Origin of the sequence: Novipirellula sp., assembly GCF_041583735.1 — a bacterium.
Taxonomy (GTDB): Bacteria; Planctomycetota; Planctomycetia; order Pirellulales; family Pirellulaceae; genus Novipirellula.
Window position 1 is genome coordinate 1 of record NZ_JBFHFD010000092.1, and the last position, 18298, is coordinate 18298.

The 18298-nt window shown below is 54.6% G+C and carries 11 protein-coding genes; 5 read left to right on the forward strand and 6 right to left on the reverse strand.

The window, feature by feature from the left end:
* Positions 1-89: 89 nt before the first annotated feature.
* Both ABX962_RS09515 and ABX962_RS09520 read left to right on the forward strand, forming a co-directional pair.
* Complete coding sequence (locus ABX962_RS09515) at positions 90-3239, forward strand: DUF1553 domain-containing protein (RefSeq protein WP_372718830.1); 3150 nt, start codon at positions 90-92, stop codon at positions 3237-3239.
* Between the two features lie 162 nt (positions 3240-3401).
* The gene (locus ABX962_RS09520) at positions 3402-4862 is read left to right on the forward strand and encodes a DUF1501 domain-containing protein (RefSeq protein WP_372718813.1); all 1461 of its coding nucleotides are present in this window, start codon (positions 3402-3404) and stop codon (positions 4860-4862) included.
* Between the two features lie 134 nt (positions 4863-4996).
* On the opposite strand, the gene ABX962_RS09525 is transcribed toward ABX962_RS09520, so the two are convergent.
* From ABX962_RS09525 to ABX962_RS09540, 4 genes are all read right to left on the reverse strand, one after another.
* Positions 4997-6484: a DUF1501 domain-containing protein gene (locus ABX962_RS09525; RefSeq protein WP_372718815.1), complete on the reverse strand. Its 1488-nt coding sequence runs from the start codon at positions 6482-6484 to the stop codon at positions 4997-4999.
* Between the two features lie 9 nt (positions 6485-6493).
* Positions 6494-9427 (reverse strand): DUF1553 domain-containing protein, encoded by a 2934-nt coding sequence (locus ABX962_RS09530; protein WP_372718832.1) that lies wholly within the window; start codon positions 9425-9427, stop codon positions 6494-6496.
* A 176-nt stretch (positions 9428-9603) separates the two neighbouring features.
* Positions 9604-10860: a DUF1559 domain-containing protein gene (locus ABX962_RS09535; RefSeq protein ID WP_372718817.1), complete on the reverse strand. Its 1257-nt coding sequence runs from the start codon at positions 10858-10860 to the stop codon at positions 9604-9606.
* 73 nt (positions 10861-10933) lie between these two features.
* On the reverse strand, positions 10934-11104 hold the full coding sequence (locus ABX962_RS09540; protein WP_372718818.1) for a hypothetical protein: 171 nt from the start codon (positions 11102-11104) through the stop codon (positions 10934-10936).
* Positions 11105-11316: 212 nt separating this feature from the next.
* Here ABX962_RS09540 and ABX962_RS09545 point away from each other — a divergent pair, with 212 nt between their 5' ends.
* The 3 genes from ABX962_RS09545 (at position 11317) to ABX962_RS09555 (ending at position 15452) form a co-directional block, all read left to right on the forward strand.
* Complete coding sequence (locus ABX962_RS09545; RefSeq protein ID WP_372718820.1) at positions 11317-11865, forward strand: sigma-70 family RNA polymerase sigma factor; 549 nt, start codon at positions 11317-11319, stop codon at positions 11863-11865.
* The gene (locus tag ABX962_RS09550; protein WP_372718822.1) at positions 11862-13634 is read left to right on the forward strand and encodes a LamG-like jellyroll fold domain-containing protein; all 1773 of its coding nucleotides are present in this window, start codon (positions 11862-11864) and stop codon (positions 13632-13634) included. The genes ABX962_RS09545 and ABX962_RS09550 overlap by 4 nt, the downstream gene beginning before the upstream one ends.
* Positions 13635-13919: 285 nt before the next feature.
* The gene (locus ABX962_RS09555) at positions 13920-15452 is read left to right on the forward strand and encodes a BNR-4 repeat-containing protein (protein WP_372718824.1); all 1533 of its coding nucleotides are present in this window, start codon (positions 13920-13922) and stop codon (positions 15450-15452) included.
* A gap of 81 nt (positions 15453-15533) precedes the next feature.
* On the opposite strand, the gene asd is transcribed toward ABX962_RS09555, so the two are convergent.
* Entirely contained in the window at positions 15534-16439 is a 906-nt protein-coding gene (gene asd / locus ABX962_RS09560) for an archaetidylserine decarboxylase (protein ID WP_372718826.1), read from the reverse strand.
* Positions 16440-16863: 424 nt separating this feature from the next.
* Complete coding sequence (locus ABX962_RS09565) at positions 16864-18297, reverse strand: arylsulfatase (protein WP_372718828.1); 1434 nt, start codon at positions 18295-18297, stop codon at positions 16864-16866.
* Position 18298: the final 1 nt, after the last annotated feature.

Below are 18298 nucleotides of genomic sequence, written 5' to 3' on the forward strand. Positions count from 1 at the left end.
AAATGCTCCGGTTGCCTGAATCGATGCTATTGATGTTCCGATGGCGACGGATCGACAAGCCGCTCTTTGCGTTCTTCGTCGCACATCTAATGGTGTCTTCATCGACGATCCAGGCGGTCGACTTCGCCGACAAAATCGAGCCGATCCTGCAGTCCTACTGTCATGATTGTCATGGGCCTGAGGAAGCAAATGGCCAGTTGCGGTTAGACCGATTGGCAAACATGTTGAGGGGAGGAAATTCCGGAGAACCGGCGATCATTCCGGGGGATCCCGACCGCAGCTTCCTGATGAAGTTGATCAAACATCAGGAAGCGGGCCTCGAAATGCCCCCGGAGGATACGTTGTCACCCGACGAAATCAATTTGATCGAAACGTGGATCGCCGAAGGAGCGAAGACACCGAAACGTTATGGTCCGGCAACCGAAGCGGTCGAATTGGAACATTGGTCGTTTCGCCCGGTCAAACGTCCTACATCGGCCGATACGATCGACGGCTTTGTTCACGCGCGGTTGGCGTCCGAAGGCTTAGAACCGTCTCCGCGTGCGGATCGCCGAGTGCTGATTCGCCGTCTTTTTTTGGTCATGCTCGGCTTGCCCCCTACGCCCGAACAAACCGAAACCTTTGTCAACGACAAATCCGAGCAAGCTTGGGAAAACCTAGTCAATCAAGTTCTCGCCAGCGAGCGGTATGGCGAGCGTTGGGCGAGTCACTGGTTGGATCTCGTTCGCTTTGCCGAGACGAATGGCTTTGAAACAAACCGTGAACGACCCACAGCGTGGCGATACCGGGACTGGGTGATTGAGGCACTCAACGATGACAAACCGTATGATGAATTCGTTCGTCAGCAGATTGCGGGTGACGCCTTGGACGCGGCAATCGGAACCGGATTTTTAGTCGCCGGTCCGATGGATTTGGTCAAAGGCCAAGATCCAAAGCTGACTCAAATGCAGCGACAAAACGAACTCGATGACATCATCAATACGTGCGGAACCGCTTTTCTGGGACTGACGACCGGCTGTGCTCGCTGCCACAACCACAAATTTGACCCGATCACACAAAAGGACTACTACGCGATGCAAGCGGTGTTCGCAGGCGTCCAACATGGCGAAGCCGCATTGCCACTACCCGAGCAAGCTCAGCAACGGCTCGACGCGATTGAACAAGAATCGATCCAACTGCGCGAGCGATTAGCCAAGTACATCCCCGCACATCAAGAAGCTCTGATCGCGATCGACGACGGCGACGCGAATCGAAGGTCAACACCGCGAGGAACCGCTCGATACGCCCACTCGCCGAATTCCACTTGGGGCGATGGTCAATATACGTGGTGGAACAACGAACCGGGCAAACCGGTCGCTTCCTACCAAACGAACGTGCAAGGAACGTACCGAGTTTGGCTCAGCTGGGGTGCGGGGTTTGCATCACACAGCAGCGACGCCCGTTACGTCTTGCAAACGGCGGCGGAACGCAAGGAAATTGCGAAAATCAACCAGCAAAAATCGGCCGATGGATCCACTGAACCCACCGGCCAAGCGACTTGGAGTGGCTTTTATGATGCAGGCGTCCACGAACTCGGCCCAGACGACGTGATTGTTCTTGAATCGGGTAACGAGGGGGCGGCAATTACGGCAGATTTGATCGTGTTGCAACCCGTCACCAAGGAAACGGTAAAGCAAGCCCCCGCATTACGATCTCGTGTGACCGCAAAGCAAAACATCGAAGCGTTTGCACCCCGTGAAGCCAAATTTGTCCGATTCACTATCGAGGCGACCAATGCAGGCGAACCCTGTATTGATGAGCTCGAAATTTTTTCAGGCGACCAGAATGTCGCACTGGCGAGTCGCGGGGGCAAGGCGACGTCATCGGGCGATTTCCAGCACGTCAAGCACAAATTGTTGCACATCAATGATGGCCAACATGGCAATTCACGCAGCTGGATTGCGTCGGTCCGAGCCGGTGGTTGGATACAGATCGAGTTGCCTCAGTTAACTCGAATCGATCGTCTCGAGTGGGCGCGTGACCGCCAAGGCGAATTCGCCGATCGCGTGGCAACAAAGTACCGTATCGAATGTGCACGTGAGCCTGGGCAATGGCATCTCATCGCGTCATCGGCAGACCGGTTGCCACACGATGATCCGTCTCGACCCGCCGCGTACGTCTTTACGTCCTTTTCCGAGACAGAGGCACGCCAAGGCCAAGCATGGTTGTCGCGGCTGAACCAGATCCAAGCGGAAAAGCAACAAATCGAAGAGCGTCCACGAGCTTGGATTGGCCTATTTTCGCAACCTGGTGCAACGCATCGACTGTACCGCGGCGAACCTGACGCCAAACGAGAACAAGTCCTCCCCAACGCGATCGATGTCTTCACCTCCCTGAACCTTGACGAAAATGCGGCAGAGCAACAGCGGCGACTTGCTTTCGCGAATTGGGTCACCGACAAAGACAACCCGCTGACCGCTCGCGTGATCGTCAACCGATTATGGCAATATCAATTTGGGGTCGGAATCGTCGACACCCCGAGTGATTTTGGGCTCAACGGCACTCCGCCGTCGCACCCCGAACTGCTCGATTGGTTGGCGGTCGAGTTGATGGAAAACGATTGGTCACTAAAACACATCCATCGGCTGATCTTGAATTCCGCAACATGGCAACAATCAAGCCGACCGACGCCCACGGCAGTAAAGATCGACGCGAACACGCGTTTGTTGTGGCGTTTCCCGACACGACGACTCGAAGCCGAGGCGATCCGCGATTCGGTGCTTGCGGCGAGCGGCAAATTGGATGTCGAGAACGCCGGCGGTGCTGGGTTCAGCGGCTTTGAAGTCGAACTTGAGAACGTGCGTCATTACCATGCAAAACAAGATTACGGCCCGCCGGATTGGCGGCGAATGATCTACATGACCAAGGTGCGTCAGGAAAAAGATCACGTCTTCGGCGCCTTTGATTGCCCCGATGCGAGTATGGTGATGCCAAAACGCAGCCGCTCGACCACACCGCTGCAAGCGCTGAACTTGCTGAACAGCCGATTTGTAATGCAACAGGCCGAGTTTCTCGCAGCGCGAATTCAATCCGAAGCGGACACGATCCGCAACCAAATCATCCGAGCTTGGAAGTTATGTTTCCAACGCTCACCAACCGAACAAGAAATCGCCGATAGCGAACGGTTTATTGAACAAGAAGGCATCGTACAGTTCACGCGAGCGATCCTGAACGCAAACGAATTCGTGTTTATCCCCTAAGTTCGCACGGATGGTTTCGTGGGATTTCATTATCGTAAGCTTACTCTTCATCCTAATCTACTTTGAGTACGAATAGCTTGATCATGGACCGTAGCTCCGGCATCGACGCCGTTTGCTTGCCAATCGCCTTCCGCCCACACTTTCGACCTTTCCCATAAAGCCATGAACTCCTTCCTTCCGCGACGTAAATTTCTAACCGAGACGGCGACGGGGCTGGGGGGGATCGCATTGGCGACTCTATTACAGCAGCAGAACCTGTTTTCCGCCCCCACGACGCCACTTCGTCCTGCGATTGATCCGGCCCATCCATTTGCAGCACGCAAACCGCATCACAAGGCGGCCGCCAAGAATGTATTGGTGATCTTTTGTGCGGGGGCGTGCAGCCAAGTCGACACGTTTGACTACAAGCCGGAGCTGATCCGGCGGGACGGTCAACCGCTGCCGGGATCCGAAAACTTGGTCACATTTCAAGGCGAGCAGGGGATGTTGACCAAGAGTCCATGGCAGTTCAAACCGCGTGGCGAATCGGGCAAAATGGTTTCCGATCTGCTGCCGGATCTAGCTGAGCTTGCCGATGACATGTGCTTCATCCATTCATTGACCGGCAAAACGAACACTCATGGGCCGGGCGAGAATTTCATGTCGACCGGCAATACACTTGATGGATTTCCCAGCATGGGGGCGTGGACGACGTGGGCGCTTGGCAGCGAGAACGAGAATCTGCCGGCGTACGTGGCGATTTCCGATCCACGCGGTACACCACAGTCAAGCGTCAACAATTGGGGCCCCGGCTTCTTGCCTGCTGCGTTCCAAGGAACCGAATTCAACGCGACCAAGCCGCTGAACAATTTGCAAATTCCGCAAGGAACGTCCGAGAAAACAGATCAAGCGACACGTGATTTCTTAAAACGTTTGAACGAAGGACATCTTGAACAATCCCCAGGCGATAGTGAATTGGCGGCCCGCATCTCTAGTTACGAACTTGCCGCTCGAATGCAGTTGAGTGTTCCGCAAGTGACCGATTTGACCAGCGAATCGAAAAGCACGCTACGAGCCTATGGGGCGGACGACACAACCAACCCGCTGAAGGCGCAATTTGCCAACAATTGCATCCTGGCGCGACGCTTGCTCGAGCAAGGCGTGCGATTTGTGCAGCTGTTTAACGGCGCTTATCAAACCGGCGGCGAAGGCGTCAGCAATTGGGATGGTCACAAAAAAATCGTCGATCAATACAGCAAACATGGCCCGGTACTGGACCAACCCTGTGCAGCGTTGCTTCGCGATATGAAGCAGCGCGGTTTACTGGAAGAAACGCTTGTTGTTTGGGTCACGGAATTTGGGCGGATGCCAACGTTCCAGAAAGGAGCGAGCGGTCGCGACCACAACCCAGACGGTTTCACCGCCTGGTTGATGGGGGCCGGCGTGAAGGCTCCGTTCACTTACGGCGCGACCGATGAATTCAGTTACCGTGCGGTCGAAAACGTCGTGACGGTGTACGATCTGCACGCCACGATCCTGCATCTATTAGGGCTGAACCACGAGCGGCTAACGTACTATTACAACGGTTTTGAACGCCGATTGACCGACGTGCATGGCCATGTAATCAAAGACATCTTGGTGTGACCGTCGCTGCCAGCGATCGTTTAAGAAATGCCTTAGATTCAAAAAAGCCAGTAACGTTCGCCAGAACGTGGTCCACCCTCTGGCGTCTGTCGCTAAACCAAAGACAAAAACGTTCTAATTCTCGAAACTTCACACTACGCCAGCACGTCATGGACGACTTGGGCGGGTTGGACACCAGTCAGCTTTTGATTGAGTCCTTGAAACGGATGGCTTAATTTGTTGTGATCAAAACCGAGCAAGTGCAACAGCGTGGCATGAAAGTCGCGTAGCGGGACGGGATTCTCGGCGGGCGAGTAGCCGACGGCATCGGTTTCACCATAGCTGTAGCCCGCCTTGACTCCGCCACCGGCCATCCACAGTGTGAAGGCGCCCGGGTTGTGGTCGCGGCCAATGAATCGCATTTCGCTGCCGCCTCGATTTTCACGCATTGGTGTTCGGCCGAATTCACCGCTCCAAATCACCAAGGTGTCTTCAAGCATCCCTCGCTGTTTCAGATCGGTCAGCAGCGCCGAGATTGGCTGATCCACCTGTTTGCATTTGTCTTTAAACCCTTCGTTTAAGGCTTCGTCTTTGCCTGCCCCGTGCGAATCCCATCCCCAATCAAACAATTGGATGAATCGGACATCGCGTTCGGCTAACCGCCGGGCCAATAAGCAATTATTGGCGAACGATTCTTTTCCGGGTTCGGTTCCGTACATCGCGTGGATGTGTGCCGGTTCGTCACGGATGTCCATCGCATCGGGCACAGCGGACTGCATTCGAAACGCCATTTCGTATTGGGCGATTCGCGTTAGCGTCTCGGGATCACCGAAGGTTTCGTTGTTTCGTTGGTTCAGTTTATTCAGCGCATCGAGCATCGTACGCCGCCGGTCCCGCGACACCCCATCGGGGTTGGAAATATTCAAGATTGGATCGCCTTGCGAGCGGCACTGAACGCCTTGATACACGGATGGCAAAAAACCGCCACTCCACAATGCTTTGCCCACGCGAGGTTGGCGACCGCCGGAAAGCAGAACGAAGAAGCCTGGCAAATTCTCGTTCTCGGTCCCCAATCCCCATGTCGTCCACGATCCAATCGATGGGTAGCCCATGCGGGCTTGCCCGGTGTGGACCATCAACTGTGCGGGACCGTGATTGAATTGGTCGGTTTGCATCGTTTTGATGAAACAGACGTCGTCGACGTGTTTGCTGAAATGGGGGAACCGATCCGAAACCCATGCCCCGCTTTCGCCATGTTGTGCGAACGGATATTGCGGCCCCAACATCTTCGGAGTGCCTTGAATGAAGGCAAACCGTTTGCCTTCCAAGAACGATTGCGGAGTATCTTTACCATCCAATCGTTTCAGGTCGGGTTTGTAGTCGAACAGTTCCAATTGGCTCGGGGCGCCGATCATGTGCAGATAGATCACTCGCTTTGCTTTGCCCGGCAACGGCGACGGCAGCGGGCTGAGTGGATTCTGCGGATCATGCATCGGCAAGTGTTTTGTTGCGGCATTGGCGTTCCGCTGCATCGCCATCCACATCGCCCCCATTCCGGTCGTACACCCCTGCAGGAAATGACGACGAGTGGTTTGTTGGAGCTTGGTGGCGACGGCTTCACGGTAAAGGTTTTCGTTGCTCATGATTTATCCTTACTTCATCACCACTTCGTCGAGGTTCAACAGCACTGCGGCCACGGTGGTCATCGCGTTAGCATCAGCACGGTTTGGATATGGATCGTTCCCGTTCCGTTGCGATTCGAACAGCGTCATCAAATCATCTAAATCCTCAGCGGAAGGGTCTCGGCAAGTCACAATCACAAAGCCGTATCGAATCTGTTCACGCGGTTCTTTGCGTGCGGACTGCATTCGCGCCGCCAGCGCCGCGGCGCTTTCAGCAAACGTTTCATCGTTTAACATCATTAACGCTTGCAGTGGCGTATTGGATCGCAGCCGTCGCGGGGAACAGAATTCTCGCGACGGTGAATCGAACGCCGCGAACATCGGATACGGAATACTGCGTTTCATGTAAGTGTAAATCGAACGGCGATAGCGATCTTCGTCGCCCCGTTTTGACGACGACCATTTGTCGCCGGATTGAAAAGGTTTCCACACACCATCAGGAATTGGCGGATGCACCGGCGGTCCAAGCGACTTGGCGCTCAGCAATCCTGACAACGCCAACGCTTGATCACGAACGATCTCGGATGACAATCGGTGACGTGGCCCTCGGGACAGCCATTGATTCTGAGGATCCAATTGAAGGCCTGCGCCCGTCACTTTGGCGGATTGCCCATAGGTTCGCGAGAGCACGATTTCGCGGATCATCGTCTTCATGCTCCATTGCTGCCCACCTTGGAACCGCAACGCCAAAAAGTCCAACAGTTTCGGGTGCGACGGTGCTTCGCCCGACGATCCAAAGTCCTCTTCGCTGAGTACCAAGCCGGTTCCAAACAGCTGAGCCCAGACACGATTGACCGCAACCCGTGCTGTCAGCGGATTGTCCTGGCTGACCAACCATTTCGCGAGTGTTAATCGGTTGGGCTGGAGCGAGTTGTCACCTGAATCATCGCGGGGAAGGGGGTGAAGCGATTCGGGGGTATCTGGCGTAACAAGTTTTCCTTTGGTAAGAAACAAGCCGCGCTCGAACATGTGACTCGGACGTGCCAAATGCGTAGGACGCTCTTGCATGACGGGCACGGAAACCGAATTGATTTCCGATCGATCTTTCTCGAGCTTGGCCAGCTGTTTTCGGGACTTCAATAACGATTCATCATGCACCAAGTCGACGAAATCGTCGCTTTCGCTGACGGCAAAATGCCCCCGCCGCGTTACTAACGAGAATGCACCGAGGACAAACACACGATGCTTCAGCGTGATTCGAAGCCGAGCGTTCTCGGGGATCGGGACCGGAGCATCGAGCACGAACGCCGCTTCTCGCGAATGGTGGATACGTGAATAGGCTGCGAAACCACGGTTGGATTTCGGGTCCAGACTCGCGTTCGGGTCATAAAACGGATTGGGATCGTCGCTGATCACTCGGGCAAAGGAAATCTGGGTGGGCGTTTTTTGGCCTTGGACGACGAATGCCGCCTCAAGCTCGGATAACACAAATCCCCATTCCGAATCATCGAGCCCGGTTTCCGGATCCAGCGGCTTGGCGGTGACCCGAATTGCTGTCAATTGTCTCATCGCTGCCGGAAGCGGTGATTCGAGCGTGATGTCCGTGTTGCGGCTGACCGTATCGACGGTATGAAATTCATCATGATCGTCGACCCGTTGGACTTCGATTCGCGTTGCGTTACTGGTCGAAGCCTTCAAATCGACCAGCGGCGTCCAAACGTCGTCCGCCCTCAGCTGGGCAAACTCTTTCTGAAATAACTGATCACGCAGTTTGCGGATCTGTCGATCGAGTTGGTCCGCTTTGGGATTATCACGAGGATCGACCGGGACTTGGACGACGGGCCAATCCTCGTCCAAATCGCTATCAGTAGTGTTGTTAAAAAACGCCGCGAACTGATAAAATTCTTCGTGCCGAAATGGATCATAAGGATGGCTGTGGCACTGGACACAACCAAACGTCACTCCGAGCCACGCCTGCCACGTTGTGCTGACGCGATCGAGCACTGCTGCGACACGAAACTCTTCATCGTCGGTGCCGCCTTCTTCGTTGTTTTGAGTTAGGCGGTGCGCCGCAGTCGCGATCAAATCTTCGATCGTCGGATCGGGAAGCAGGTCGCCCGCGATTTGTTTGATGGTGAATTGATCGTAGGGTAAATCGCGATTCAACGAATCGATCACCCAGTCGCGATACTTCCAAACCGATCGACGCCCATCCAAACCGAGGCCTTTGGAATCGGCATAGCGAATTTGGTCCAACCAAACGCTGGCCCATCGTTCGCCAAACGCGGTTGATGCAAGCAGTTGGTCGACGTATTCGCGACGAGCGGCGTCACTATTTTGCTCAAATGCCTTCAAAAAATGGTCTCGCTGCTCGAGCGTCGGTGGCAATCCGGTCAGATCCAACGTCACCCGTCGCAGCCATCGCTCGGGCGCAGCATCCGGCGACGGCGTCATCCCTTTTTCATCCAACTTGGCGAGCACAAAACGATCAAGCGGCTGGCGTTCCCATGCCGGATCGGACACCACCGGAAGTGGTTGTGGCTGCGGCGAGGCGTACGACCAATAGCTTGCTTTCCAGACGGCGCCTTGTTGAATCCAGCTGGTCAACACCGCAATATCCTTGGTCGACAACGCCGGCCCGTGATCGGGCGGTGGCATCCGAAATTCGGGATCGCTGGTCATAACACGCTCGATTAGGACCGAGTTCTCTGGATCGCCTGGTTCGACAATCCAGCCATCCGGCGGCAGCACTTGTTCCCGGTAAACAAACGACACGTCGCCAGCTTGTTTGACTCCGCCATGACACGCCGTGCAGTGTGCGTTAAAGATTGGGCGAACGTGTTCGTTGAAATCGATTTGTTCCGGCATCACGAATGGATCGGACGCCGCCACGACGCCGTGCCCGGCAACCGCGAGCAATGGAAGCACAATGCAAGCCATCACGCGGAGCATGCTCGCCCCCATGGCAGGAAATCGGCGAAGCGTCGACATATCGATGCGTTGTCCCTCTAAATTCATACCAGATTGAATGCGGCCCGCGGCTAGCGCCGTCGGCTCACAATTGCTGAACACTCGAAAAAACGGGATAGCCAACGAAGATTTATCGCTGGCTATCCGTTTAAACTCGGCTTGATCTCGGACTAAAATTCGTCCTTGATCACTTCTTTCGCGGCACGCGTCCCAAGCGATCCCCAAAGCCCATACGGACTTTGCGAACCAGCAAGGTTCGGGTTGCTGGTGTGTCCAGTAAACGAAGCGACAACGGCGTTGTCCGTCAAATCACCCGATTCGATGCTGTCGGTGATAAACTTCACCGCCCCATCCCCCATCAACACATGAGCCCCGCCTTGGTGACGACTGCCCGCACTGGAGATAAAATACCAGTTGCCGTCAGAGGTGTTCGTCGAGCAGTTAGCGTTGTTCGGAGGTAGAATCGTCTGGAACGCAGTGTACGTCAATCGACCATCTCCCCAACGCCCGCCACGAGAGTTCAGTGGATTCGTTTCGACGCTAGCAGAGCTTGTGTAGAACGTGGGTCGAGCAGGATCGATGTGCGTTCCTTGTTTACAACGGATAGGTTCGCCAGCGCCATCCCAAGTACCATCGCCTTTGAAGGAGATATTGCGGACCCAATCGGCGCGTGTTTCGCGACTGCCTGCGGACGTACAGATTTCGCCCGCCGCGATCGTGTTCGATAGTCCATCGAGCACATCACGAAAGCCTACTTTGTGACGACTCCAAAAGAAGCCACGGTTGGCAGCACGAGCTCGCAGCGTCATATCGCCATCATTGTTGAGCGAGTAATCCGAGGGTTGGTTGTAGGCACCTCGTTCGTTCTTACCGCCAAAGTAACAGGAATCGATTGTATCCCCCAAACAAGCGGCATAGTTGCTGCGTCCCGTGGCCACGCCGGGTAAACGCGATGGGTCACTTGGACAGCGAAATCCAGCGATATCGGTCGCCCAAGCGGGGTAGGCCGCCTGCCAAGGCACGGGGCCCATTGCCGGCCAAGTTCCGTTGGTCACGGACCCCGGCATACTAGACCCAGGACTTACTTCTTGACTTGGGTTGGTGATACTTTCCCACATCGCTTGCTGTTCGATGAACGGCAACACGGTCACCAACCAACTTAGAAATCGGCGGTTGCTGTTGTTGGAAACATCCCCGACGTAGGCACGATCCGTTCCGGTGTGATTATTAGGAAGCTGATTATAAGCACTGTGATAATTATGGATCGCCAAACCGAGTTGCTTAAAATTGTTGCTGCAACTCATCCGTCGTGCCGCTTCGCGTGCCGCCTGAACCGCCGGCAACAGCAATCCGACTAATACGCCGATGATGGCGATCACCACCAGTAGCTCCACTAACGTGAAACCGTGATTTTTAGCATTTCTCATTTACAAAAACTTTCAAAAAAAACAAACAACAGTAAATTCATTCGCGGTCCAGCCTTGAATTCGGTCAAGTCGGCTAAACGCCACCGGTTGGTTGATTCATCTCTGCCTCGTAGGCTTCCATGCTTTCTTGATTAACGGTCGATTGGTCAATCACTTCATTTTGGGCGTCACCACAGCCCCCGATTGAGAAGCAGGCAATAAACGCAAAACAGGCGAGAGCGAGCGATAGATTACGATTGGGCATGAAATAAAACTCTGGACTCGAAGGATCGGAACGAATCGAAGAAAGAGACAGACGTTAAAAACAACGGATTTGAAATTCCCGTAAACGCGATAGAGGGGAATAGCCGGTGGCTAAAAAATCTTTCGGGGCGACCGCGATTTTTTTTCCTTTTCCCGAATGGCCGCCAGGAAATTGCGAAAGATTCAGCCGTTCCTGGCTATTTAATAGGTGACATGCAAAACGACGTTCCCGGCAAAATCGAGCTCACGACCGAGTGGGTGCTGCAGTTAACCGAGGCTCAACCTCGGCTGTTTGGATTTTTGCTGAAGCGATTGGGCAACAGCGACCAGGCCCACGAGGTACTACAGGAAGTCAATCTGGTGCTCTGCCGCGACGCCGCCAAATTCGAAGAGGGCACCGATTTCATGGCTTGGGCATTTACGATCGCTCGTTTCCAGGTGATGGCGTTCCGCAAACGCCAATCCCGCGATCGTCTGATCTTCCCTACCGATTTAGCGGCGTCCCTCGATGCTTTGGATGCCGAGATGTTCGCGAATGACATCTGCCAACGTCGCGAGGCGGCACTGCAGGATTGTCTTGTCAAACTGATGCCGGAACAACGAAAACTGGTCATCCAGCGTTACGCGGAATCGATTTCCGTCAAAGCGATTGCCGGTGACATGGACAAGACCGCAAACGCCGTCAGTATGATGCTGCACCGACTGCGAGAAAAACTAATCGCTTGCGTCGAGTCAAAACTATCGATGGAGCCACCGAAATGAACCATTCCTCCCCCAACCCCGACTCGTTTCGACGCCTCAACGCACTGCTGCCTCGTTTGATTGACGACCAATTAAGTGATGCCGAAGGCAAAGAACTTGTTGCGATCCTACAATCGTCCCCCGAGGCGCAGGCCCATTACCTGAATTACTTGCAAATCCACTCCGAGCTTTCCAGTGCTTGGGGCGTGGTGGACAGCGTCAATCCGGCTCTGCTGAGTGAACATTTTACAACCGCAGATCAGAGGCCTGTAGCTTCCACGATTCCCAGCATCCCAATCCCTTGGACGGGGTCGAACGCTAAATTGCAAGGGCTGGTCGCGTTTTTGGTACTTGTCATCGGTGGTCTCTCGTTGGTCTTGGTGTTGTCACTGAGTGGCTATATCGGTGTCCCCGTGGAACAAGGGGCAACACCGGTAGTCGAGGGGGACGATGGTCCTTCGGCACCGATCGTGGCATCGGTTGACGATCCGGATACGTCATCCAATGACGCATTCACCAAGGGGTTTGTTATCGAGATGGCTGAACCGATTGCCGCCGTTGTCGTTCGTAGCGAAGGCGATTCGGTGTCCCGGCTTTCGGTCGGAAAACGTCTGACCGCAGGAACGCTGAAGCTCGAGCAGGGATTGGTGCAAATGGAGTTCATGAGCGGTGCCGTCGTGGCGATCGAGGGGCCTGCGGAGCTGCAAATTCATTCAAAGAACGCTGCAACCTTGTTATCCGGCCGCGTCACTGCAAACGTCCCTCCGCGTGCTCGCGGCTTCGTACTCAATTCACCCAAGGCCGCGATCGTCGATTTGGGGACCGAGTTTGGCGTCAGCGTGACTCCGACGGGGACTTCGGAAGTCGAGGTGCTCAGCGGCGAAGTTGAACTCTCGTTGCTTGGCGACGACGGCAATACTTTGATCAGCCAACGTGTACACGAGGCAACGCGAATCAGTGTCAACCAAGAAAAAGATTTATTGCAAACGATCACAGCGAATCCAAAAGAGCTGCCCAAAATCATCGTCTACGATGATGAGGCATTAGCAATCACGGATGATTACGCGGAACTGATTCGCCGAGGGTCGCCGCTTGTTTATTGGCGTTTTGACGACGCAGAGGAATCCGCATTCGCGGATAATTCAATCCGCAACGAAATGGGACCGAATCACGCGGCGATACTCCGTCACGGGCAAAACGGGGAAAAAACAATCCATGTCACCAATGGGTATGTTCGTTTCCAACGCAGTGATTCAGCACGTTACGTGGTCAGCGAACATCCAATAGAAGGGCTGAACCAAGGCCCCTACTCGATCGAGTTCTGGATGAAACCCGACGACCTTCAGCATGCGACGGTGCTCGGTGTATACCCTGAATCGAGAAACGACCACCGGATCTTTTTGAACGTTTTGGAGATCGTGACCGAAACGTTCATGATCCACGAGCCGGGGGCGTTACGATTTCTTCATCGGAATCCTCCGACCGCATCTTACGAAGCGGGGACCAACGCGTTTACGCCGGGATTGTGTGTGCCGGGTCAATGGCATCACGTCGTTGCCGTCAAGAATACGGACGCGATGGAGATCTATCTCAATGGACATCTAGCGCGCCGCGTCCCCTTGGCGGAAGGCAAAGTCGACGGATCCGGAGATTTCCACCTGATCTTTGGCCAATTGACGGCCGCGGCGGATTGGCGGCAGTTTTCAGGTGCAATCGACGAAATCGCAGTTTACTCGCGGGCACTGAGTCCGGCGGAGATCGAGCATCACTTTTCCGTGGTCTCCCCCTAGTCGGCGTTTATTCTCGTTTTTCTGGAAATGGCGCAATTTCGTGGTAGCGGACAGCGTGAATCGCTGATTTCCGTGCGCTCAACCGACACGCGTCGACCGCTGCAATCACTAAAATAATTTGCCGGTCCGTCGGCTGTTTTACCGCGCATCATTTTTGGGACTGCTATAGTGGAATCAACTCGGTTTGCGACAAACTGTATAGACTCTCATGCTTGCAGATCTGTGCGTCGTAGGTATAAATCAATCGCTCTCGTCAGAAAAGTCATCGATAAGGTTAATGTCCCCATGCGATTTATTGTGAGTGCGCTGCCATTGCGATTCGTTGTTGCCGCTACGATTATTGCGACCATGACGGCAACAACGCGAGGTGTCCAGCCGGATACGAAGACCGAAACGCGACGCATCGCGGGTTACAAGGGAATCTGGTTTACATTGGGCCAATTCTACGGCAAAGGCAGCGGGGACCAGGCCTATGCGAAGGTATCGCGTGAACCAGTCTTTCCCTATGGCGACAAATACTCAGGCGGTCTGGGAACCTACACGGCCAAGCACACTCCGCTGGCAATCTATTGTCCTGAGGTGGACAAGACGTTCTTTGTCTATGGAGGCACAACGGGGCCTGATGAACGTCACCTGTTGTGCATGATTTCCTATTACGATCACAAAACAAACCAAGTGCCTCGGCCTGTGGTGGTCCATGATAAACAAGGCGTGGATGATCCGCACGACAATCCTAGCCTAGCCATTGACGCGGAGGGACATGTATGGGTTTTCGTAAGCGGTCGTGGTCGCAAGCGGCCTGGATTCAAATACCGCAGCGTGCAGCCCTTCAGCATCGATGGCTTCGATCGGATCAGCGAAGAGGAAATGACTTATCCCCAACCGCATGTCGTTGGCGAAAAAGGTTTTCTGCATCTGTTTACCAAGTACACGGGCGTCCGTGAGCTGTACTGGGAACGCAGCGATGACGGAGTCACTTGGACTGCGGATCAGAAACTGGCGGGCATACGCGAGCCGGGACATTCCAATGGCGGGCACTACCAAAGCAGCGCCGTGCGAGGTGAATTGGTGGGCACGTTTCTCAACCGGCACCCCAACGGTAACGTGGATCAACGCACCGATTTGTACTATGTGCAGACCCGTGATAAGGGGACAACCTGGACGACCGTCGACGGCAAGGTTCTTCAAACACCGCTGGTCGATGTCGACAGCCCCGCGCGAGTAATCGACTACGCTGCCCAGGGACTCAATGTTTATTTGAAAGACATGAAGTTTGATCATGCTGGACATCCGGTTCTGCTCTACGTGACTAGCCGTGGTGCCGAGCCGGGCCCCCCAAATGACCCCCGATTCTTTCGGATCACGCGTTGGGACGGATTGAATTGGCGGACATCGACAATTTGTCCAACCGACCACAATTACGACATGGGCAGTTTGGATCTTGGTGATCAAGACGGTGCGGCCTGGACAGTACGCGTCCCATCCGCACCAGGCCCGCAACCAGGGCACGGAGGCGGCGAAGTGGTGCTTTGGGAGAGTCGCAATCAAGCCGCTTCGTGGGAGCTAAAACGGCACTTGACTGACAATAGTCCGCGGAACCACAACTACATCCGTCAACCATTGGCAGCAAAAGATCCCTTCTTTGTTTTTTGGGCCGATGGCGATCCGACGCAACTGAGCACCAGCCGACTCTATTTCGCCGACCGCTCGGGTGAGCACGTTTGGCGGCTTCCCTACGAGATGACCGCCGATTTTGCCGAACCTGAACCGCTTCTTACACCGCGATCGTCCAAGACGGCCAACGTCAAGAAACCGTGACCTTGCTTGTTTCTCGCGTCATACACTCGATCCGCGAAGCCAACGTAACGCGGCGTCGCCACACGAATGCCACGATTGGATTTAAGCAAAGCCAGCAACATCTCCCATCCGCGCGTAGACTTCGCGCTGTTGGGATGAGTGTTTTAGCAAATCGTCCGAAAATTGAATGCGTTCGGGCTCCATTAACACCATCGTCATTGAACCGCCGAAGGTGAAGTAGCCCTTGTCGTCTCCCTTTTGCACCATGCCGGGGACGAATGTTTGATGGATCCCTCCGACACAAGCTGCGCCGACTTCGATCATCAACACGGTGCCGTGGGACTCGGTTTGAATCTCGGTGATCACCCGTTTGTTCTCCCACAAAATGGCCAGACGTTTCCGCAACGCGATCGGGTTGACCGACGACAGCGATCCGGGGATTAAACGTGATTCGCTGGCGACACCGGAGACTGGAAAGTGAAAGCGGTGATAGTCGACTGGACAGAGTCGAGAAATCAACATGCTGCCGGTGGCGTAGCGACCCGCTAACTCGCGACTCCCCAGCAAGCGAGCCAAGTCCATCTTTTGACCCTTGACCCAAAATCCATCGGCCTGCGAGACATCGGCGATTGTCAAGTGACGCCCGTCGGCTGGAAAGACCACCGAGTCGGGATCGCTGTCGATCGGACGCGCGGCTGGATTCAACTTGCGATAGAAGAACTCGTTGAACGTACAAAAGGATTCGGGCGGGTCCTGAAACTCGTTTGGATCGAGTCGATAGGTCTCGATAAAAGGCAGCACCTTCGCTCGACTAGCGGTCCGATCCATCCGCCAACCGTACCACTTCGAGAACCAAACGCGTTTGGCAGCAACCGCTAACGCGATTCGGCCCGGCAAGGTTTCGTAGGTCCAACGGAGAAAGGATTCGCCGTAGATCTCTTCTTGCTCGATCTTTCCCGTGTAACGGTTAAAAAAATTGATCGCGTCTCGATGGGGGGTGGCATCCATTTTAAACAAAGACTTCCATAAAGGTATTCAGCTGCACGCCCCAATCATTCCATGAAAATTGGGGGGCTTTTTCGCTGCCGGCATAATAGTCTAAGGACGATCCTCCGTCATGCCGCCAAAACGGGATGACGGGAGACGATCCAGGTTGCTGGACAATTTCACTTGCTCGTTGGCCACCCGCATTGCTGAGACGTTTTTTGGCGTACCCGCAGAGCACTCGCGATCGTTACGCGGCGAGATCAAAAGGTGGCGGGTTGCGATCGTCTGCGGGGGAGCGAAAAGCTCGCCGCCGTCAACAAAAAAGTGGTAAGACGTCAAACCGCCGACTGTCGCGGTAGGGGGGGCATCGTATCAACCACGTCGTATTGACCAATACGCGTGCCCGTCGCGATTGCCATCCGTTGCCGGTCACTGTGAAAGCCGGTCATTGTGAAAGCCGGGGCGCCGAAAAACCTTGTTCGCGTATCCGTTTCAACTTCGATTGCAACTCGGCAACCACCTCGGGATGCTGTTTTGCTACATTGTTACGTTGACCGATATCCTCGCTTAAGTCGTACAGCTCCACCGGCCCCTTGTCATCGGCGGCGTAGCCATGCTTGTTTTCCCATTGCGGATTGCGTCCGCTTACGTATCCGGTTTTTGTATCCACAAGCAGCCAGTCGTCATGACGGATCGCATACCCATTGGCGTGAGTGTTGTGGACGTGTGTCGTGCGGACCGGCGTCGAGGAACCGCTCAACAACGGCATCAGGCTGTGCGAATCTTCGGCGGCGTCATCGGGCAACTTGTAATCGATCGCCTCGGCAATCGTTGCCATGATATCGATTTGCGAAACCAGCGATGTATTGGTCGATCCGGGCTCAATTGTGCCGGGCCACCGGATCAGCATCGGAACATGATGACCACCTTCGTAAAGGTCTCGCTTCAGCCCCCGAAAAGGCTTGCTCGACCAATGATCGAATTTTTGGTCACGTGCGTAAGCATATTTCTCGGGGCCGTTGTCGGCGGTGAAGATGACTAGCGTGTTGTCCGCTTGGCCCGATTCATCCAGAGCGGTCAACAACCGTCCGATGGCGTCGTCGGTTTCGTAAACAAAATCTCCGTACGGACCCGCGCCCGATTTTCCATCAAACTGATCATTGGGAATGATCGGAGCATGTGGCGATGGAAACGCAAAGTACAAAAAGAAGGATTTGTCGCTCTGTTTACGTGATTTCAAGAAATCGACGCCACGCTGTGTGATCGTCGGAATGTTCTGGTAAGGATCCCAATCCGAAGCCATCGGCCCTGGGCGGCATTCCCAGTTGCCCTCTTTGATCGGCTTCCACTTCGATGTGTCCATCATCGTATCGGGAGCTTTGACGACGTGATCATTCTCGATCCAACAATAAGGAGGAAAATTAATCACGGTGTCGCCAAAATAGGAATCAAATCCGTGAGCCAAAGGTCCATCGGGAATTGGTTTGTCCCAATCAAAATCCTCTGGCCCCCAGACTTTATTGCGTCCTTGTTTCTCGCTCACCGCATCGGGTTTACGAATCGCATCCCAATTCCAGCCCAGATGCCATTTGCCGATTGCCGCGGTGTCATAACCGACCTGCTGCAACATCTCGGCTAGGGTCAGCCGTTCGGGGGCGAAAACCGAATCCCCAAACGCGTTGACGATTCCGTGAAAATCACGCCAATGGTGCCGCCCCGTCAGCAGCGCGTAGCGGCTCGGGGTACAGATTCCCGACGAGGAATGCCCGTCGGTAAATCGCATCCCCGCGTTTGCCAATTGCGACAGATTGGGTGTGGGAATTTTTGAATCGGGGTTGTTGCATCGAAGATCTCCGAATCCAAGATCATCAGCGTACAGG

Bases quoted from the DNA above. Each gene is read 5' to 3' on its own strand.
- ABX962_RS09530 (WP_372718832.1), bottom strand. From the start codon at position 9,427: ATGGGGGCGAGCATGCTCCGCGTGATGGCTTGCATTGTGCTTCCATTG.
- ABX962_RS09540 (WP_372718818.1), bottom strand. From the start codon at position 11,104: ATGCCCAATCGTAATCTATCGCTCGCTCTCGCCTGTTTTGCGTTTATT.
- ABX962_RS09535 (WP_372718817.1), bottom strand. From the start codon at position 10,860: ATGAGAAATGCTAAAAATCACGGTTTCACGTTAGTGGAGCTACTGGTG.
- ABX962_RS09555 (WP_372718824.1), top strand. From the start codon at position 13,920: ATGCGATTTATTGTGAGTGCGCTGCCATTGCGATTCGTTGTTGCCGCT.
- ABX962_RS09550 (WP_372718822.1), top strand. From the start codon at position 11,862: ATGAACCATTCCTCCCCCAACCCCGACTCGTTTCGACGCCTCAACGCA.
- ABX962_RS09525 (WP_372718815.1), bottom strand. From the start codon at position 6,484: ATGAGCAACGAAAACCTTTACCGTGAAGCCGTCGCCACCAAGCTCCAA.
- ABX962_RS09515 (WP_372718830.1), top strand. From the start codon at position 90: ATGGTGTCTTCATCGACGATCCAGGCGGTCGACTTCGCCGACAAAATC.
- ABX962_RS09520 (WP_372718813.1), top strand. From the start codon at position 3,402: ATGAACTCCTTCCTTCCGCGACGTAAATTTCTAACCGAGACGGCGACG.
- asd (WP_372718826.1), bottom strand. From the start codon at position 16,439: ATGGATGCCACCCCCCATCGAGACGCGATCAATTTTTTTAACCGTTAC.
- ABX962_RS09545 (WP_372718820.1), top strand. From the start codon at position 11,317: ATGCAAAACGACGTTCCCGGCAAAATCGAGCTCACGACCGAGTGGGTG.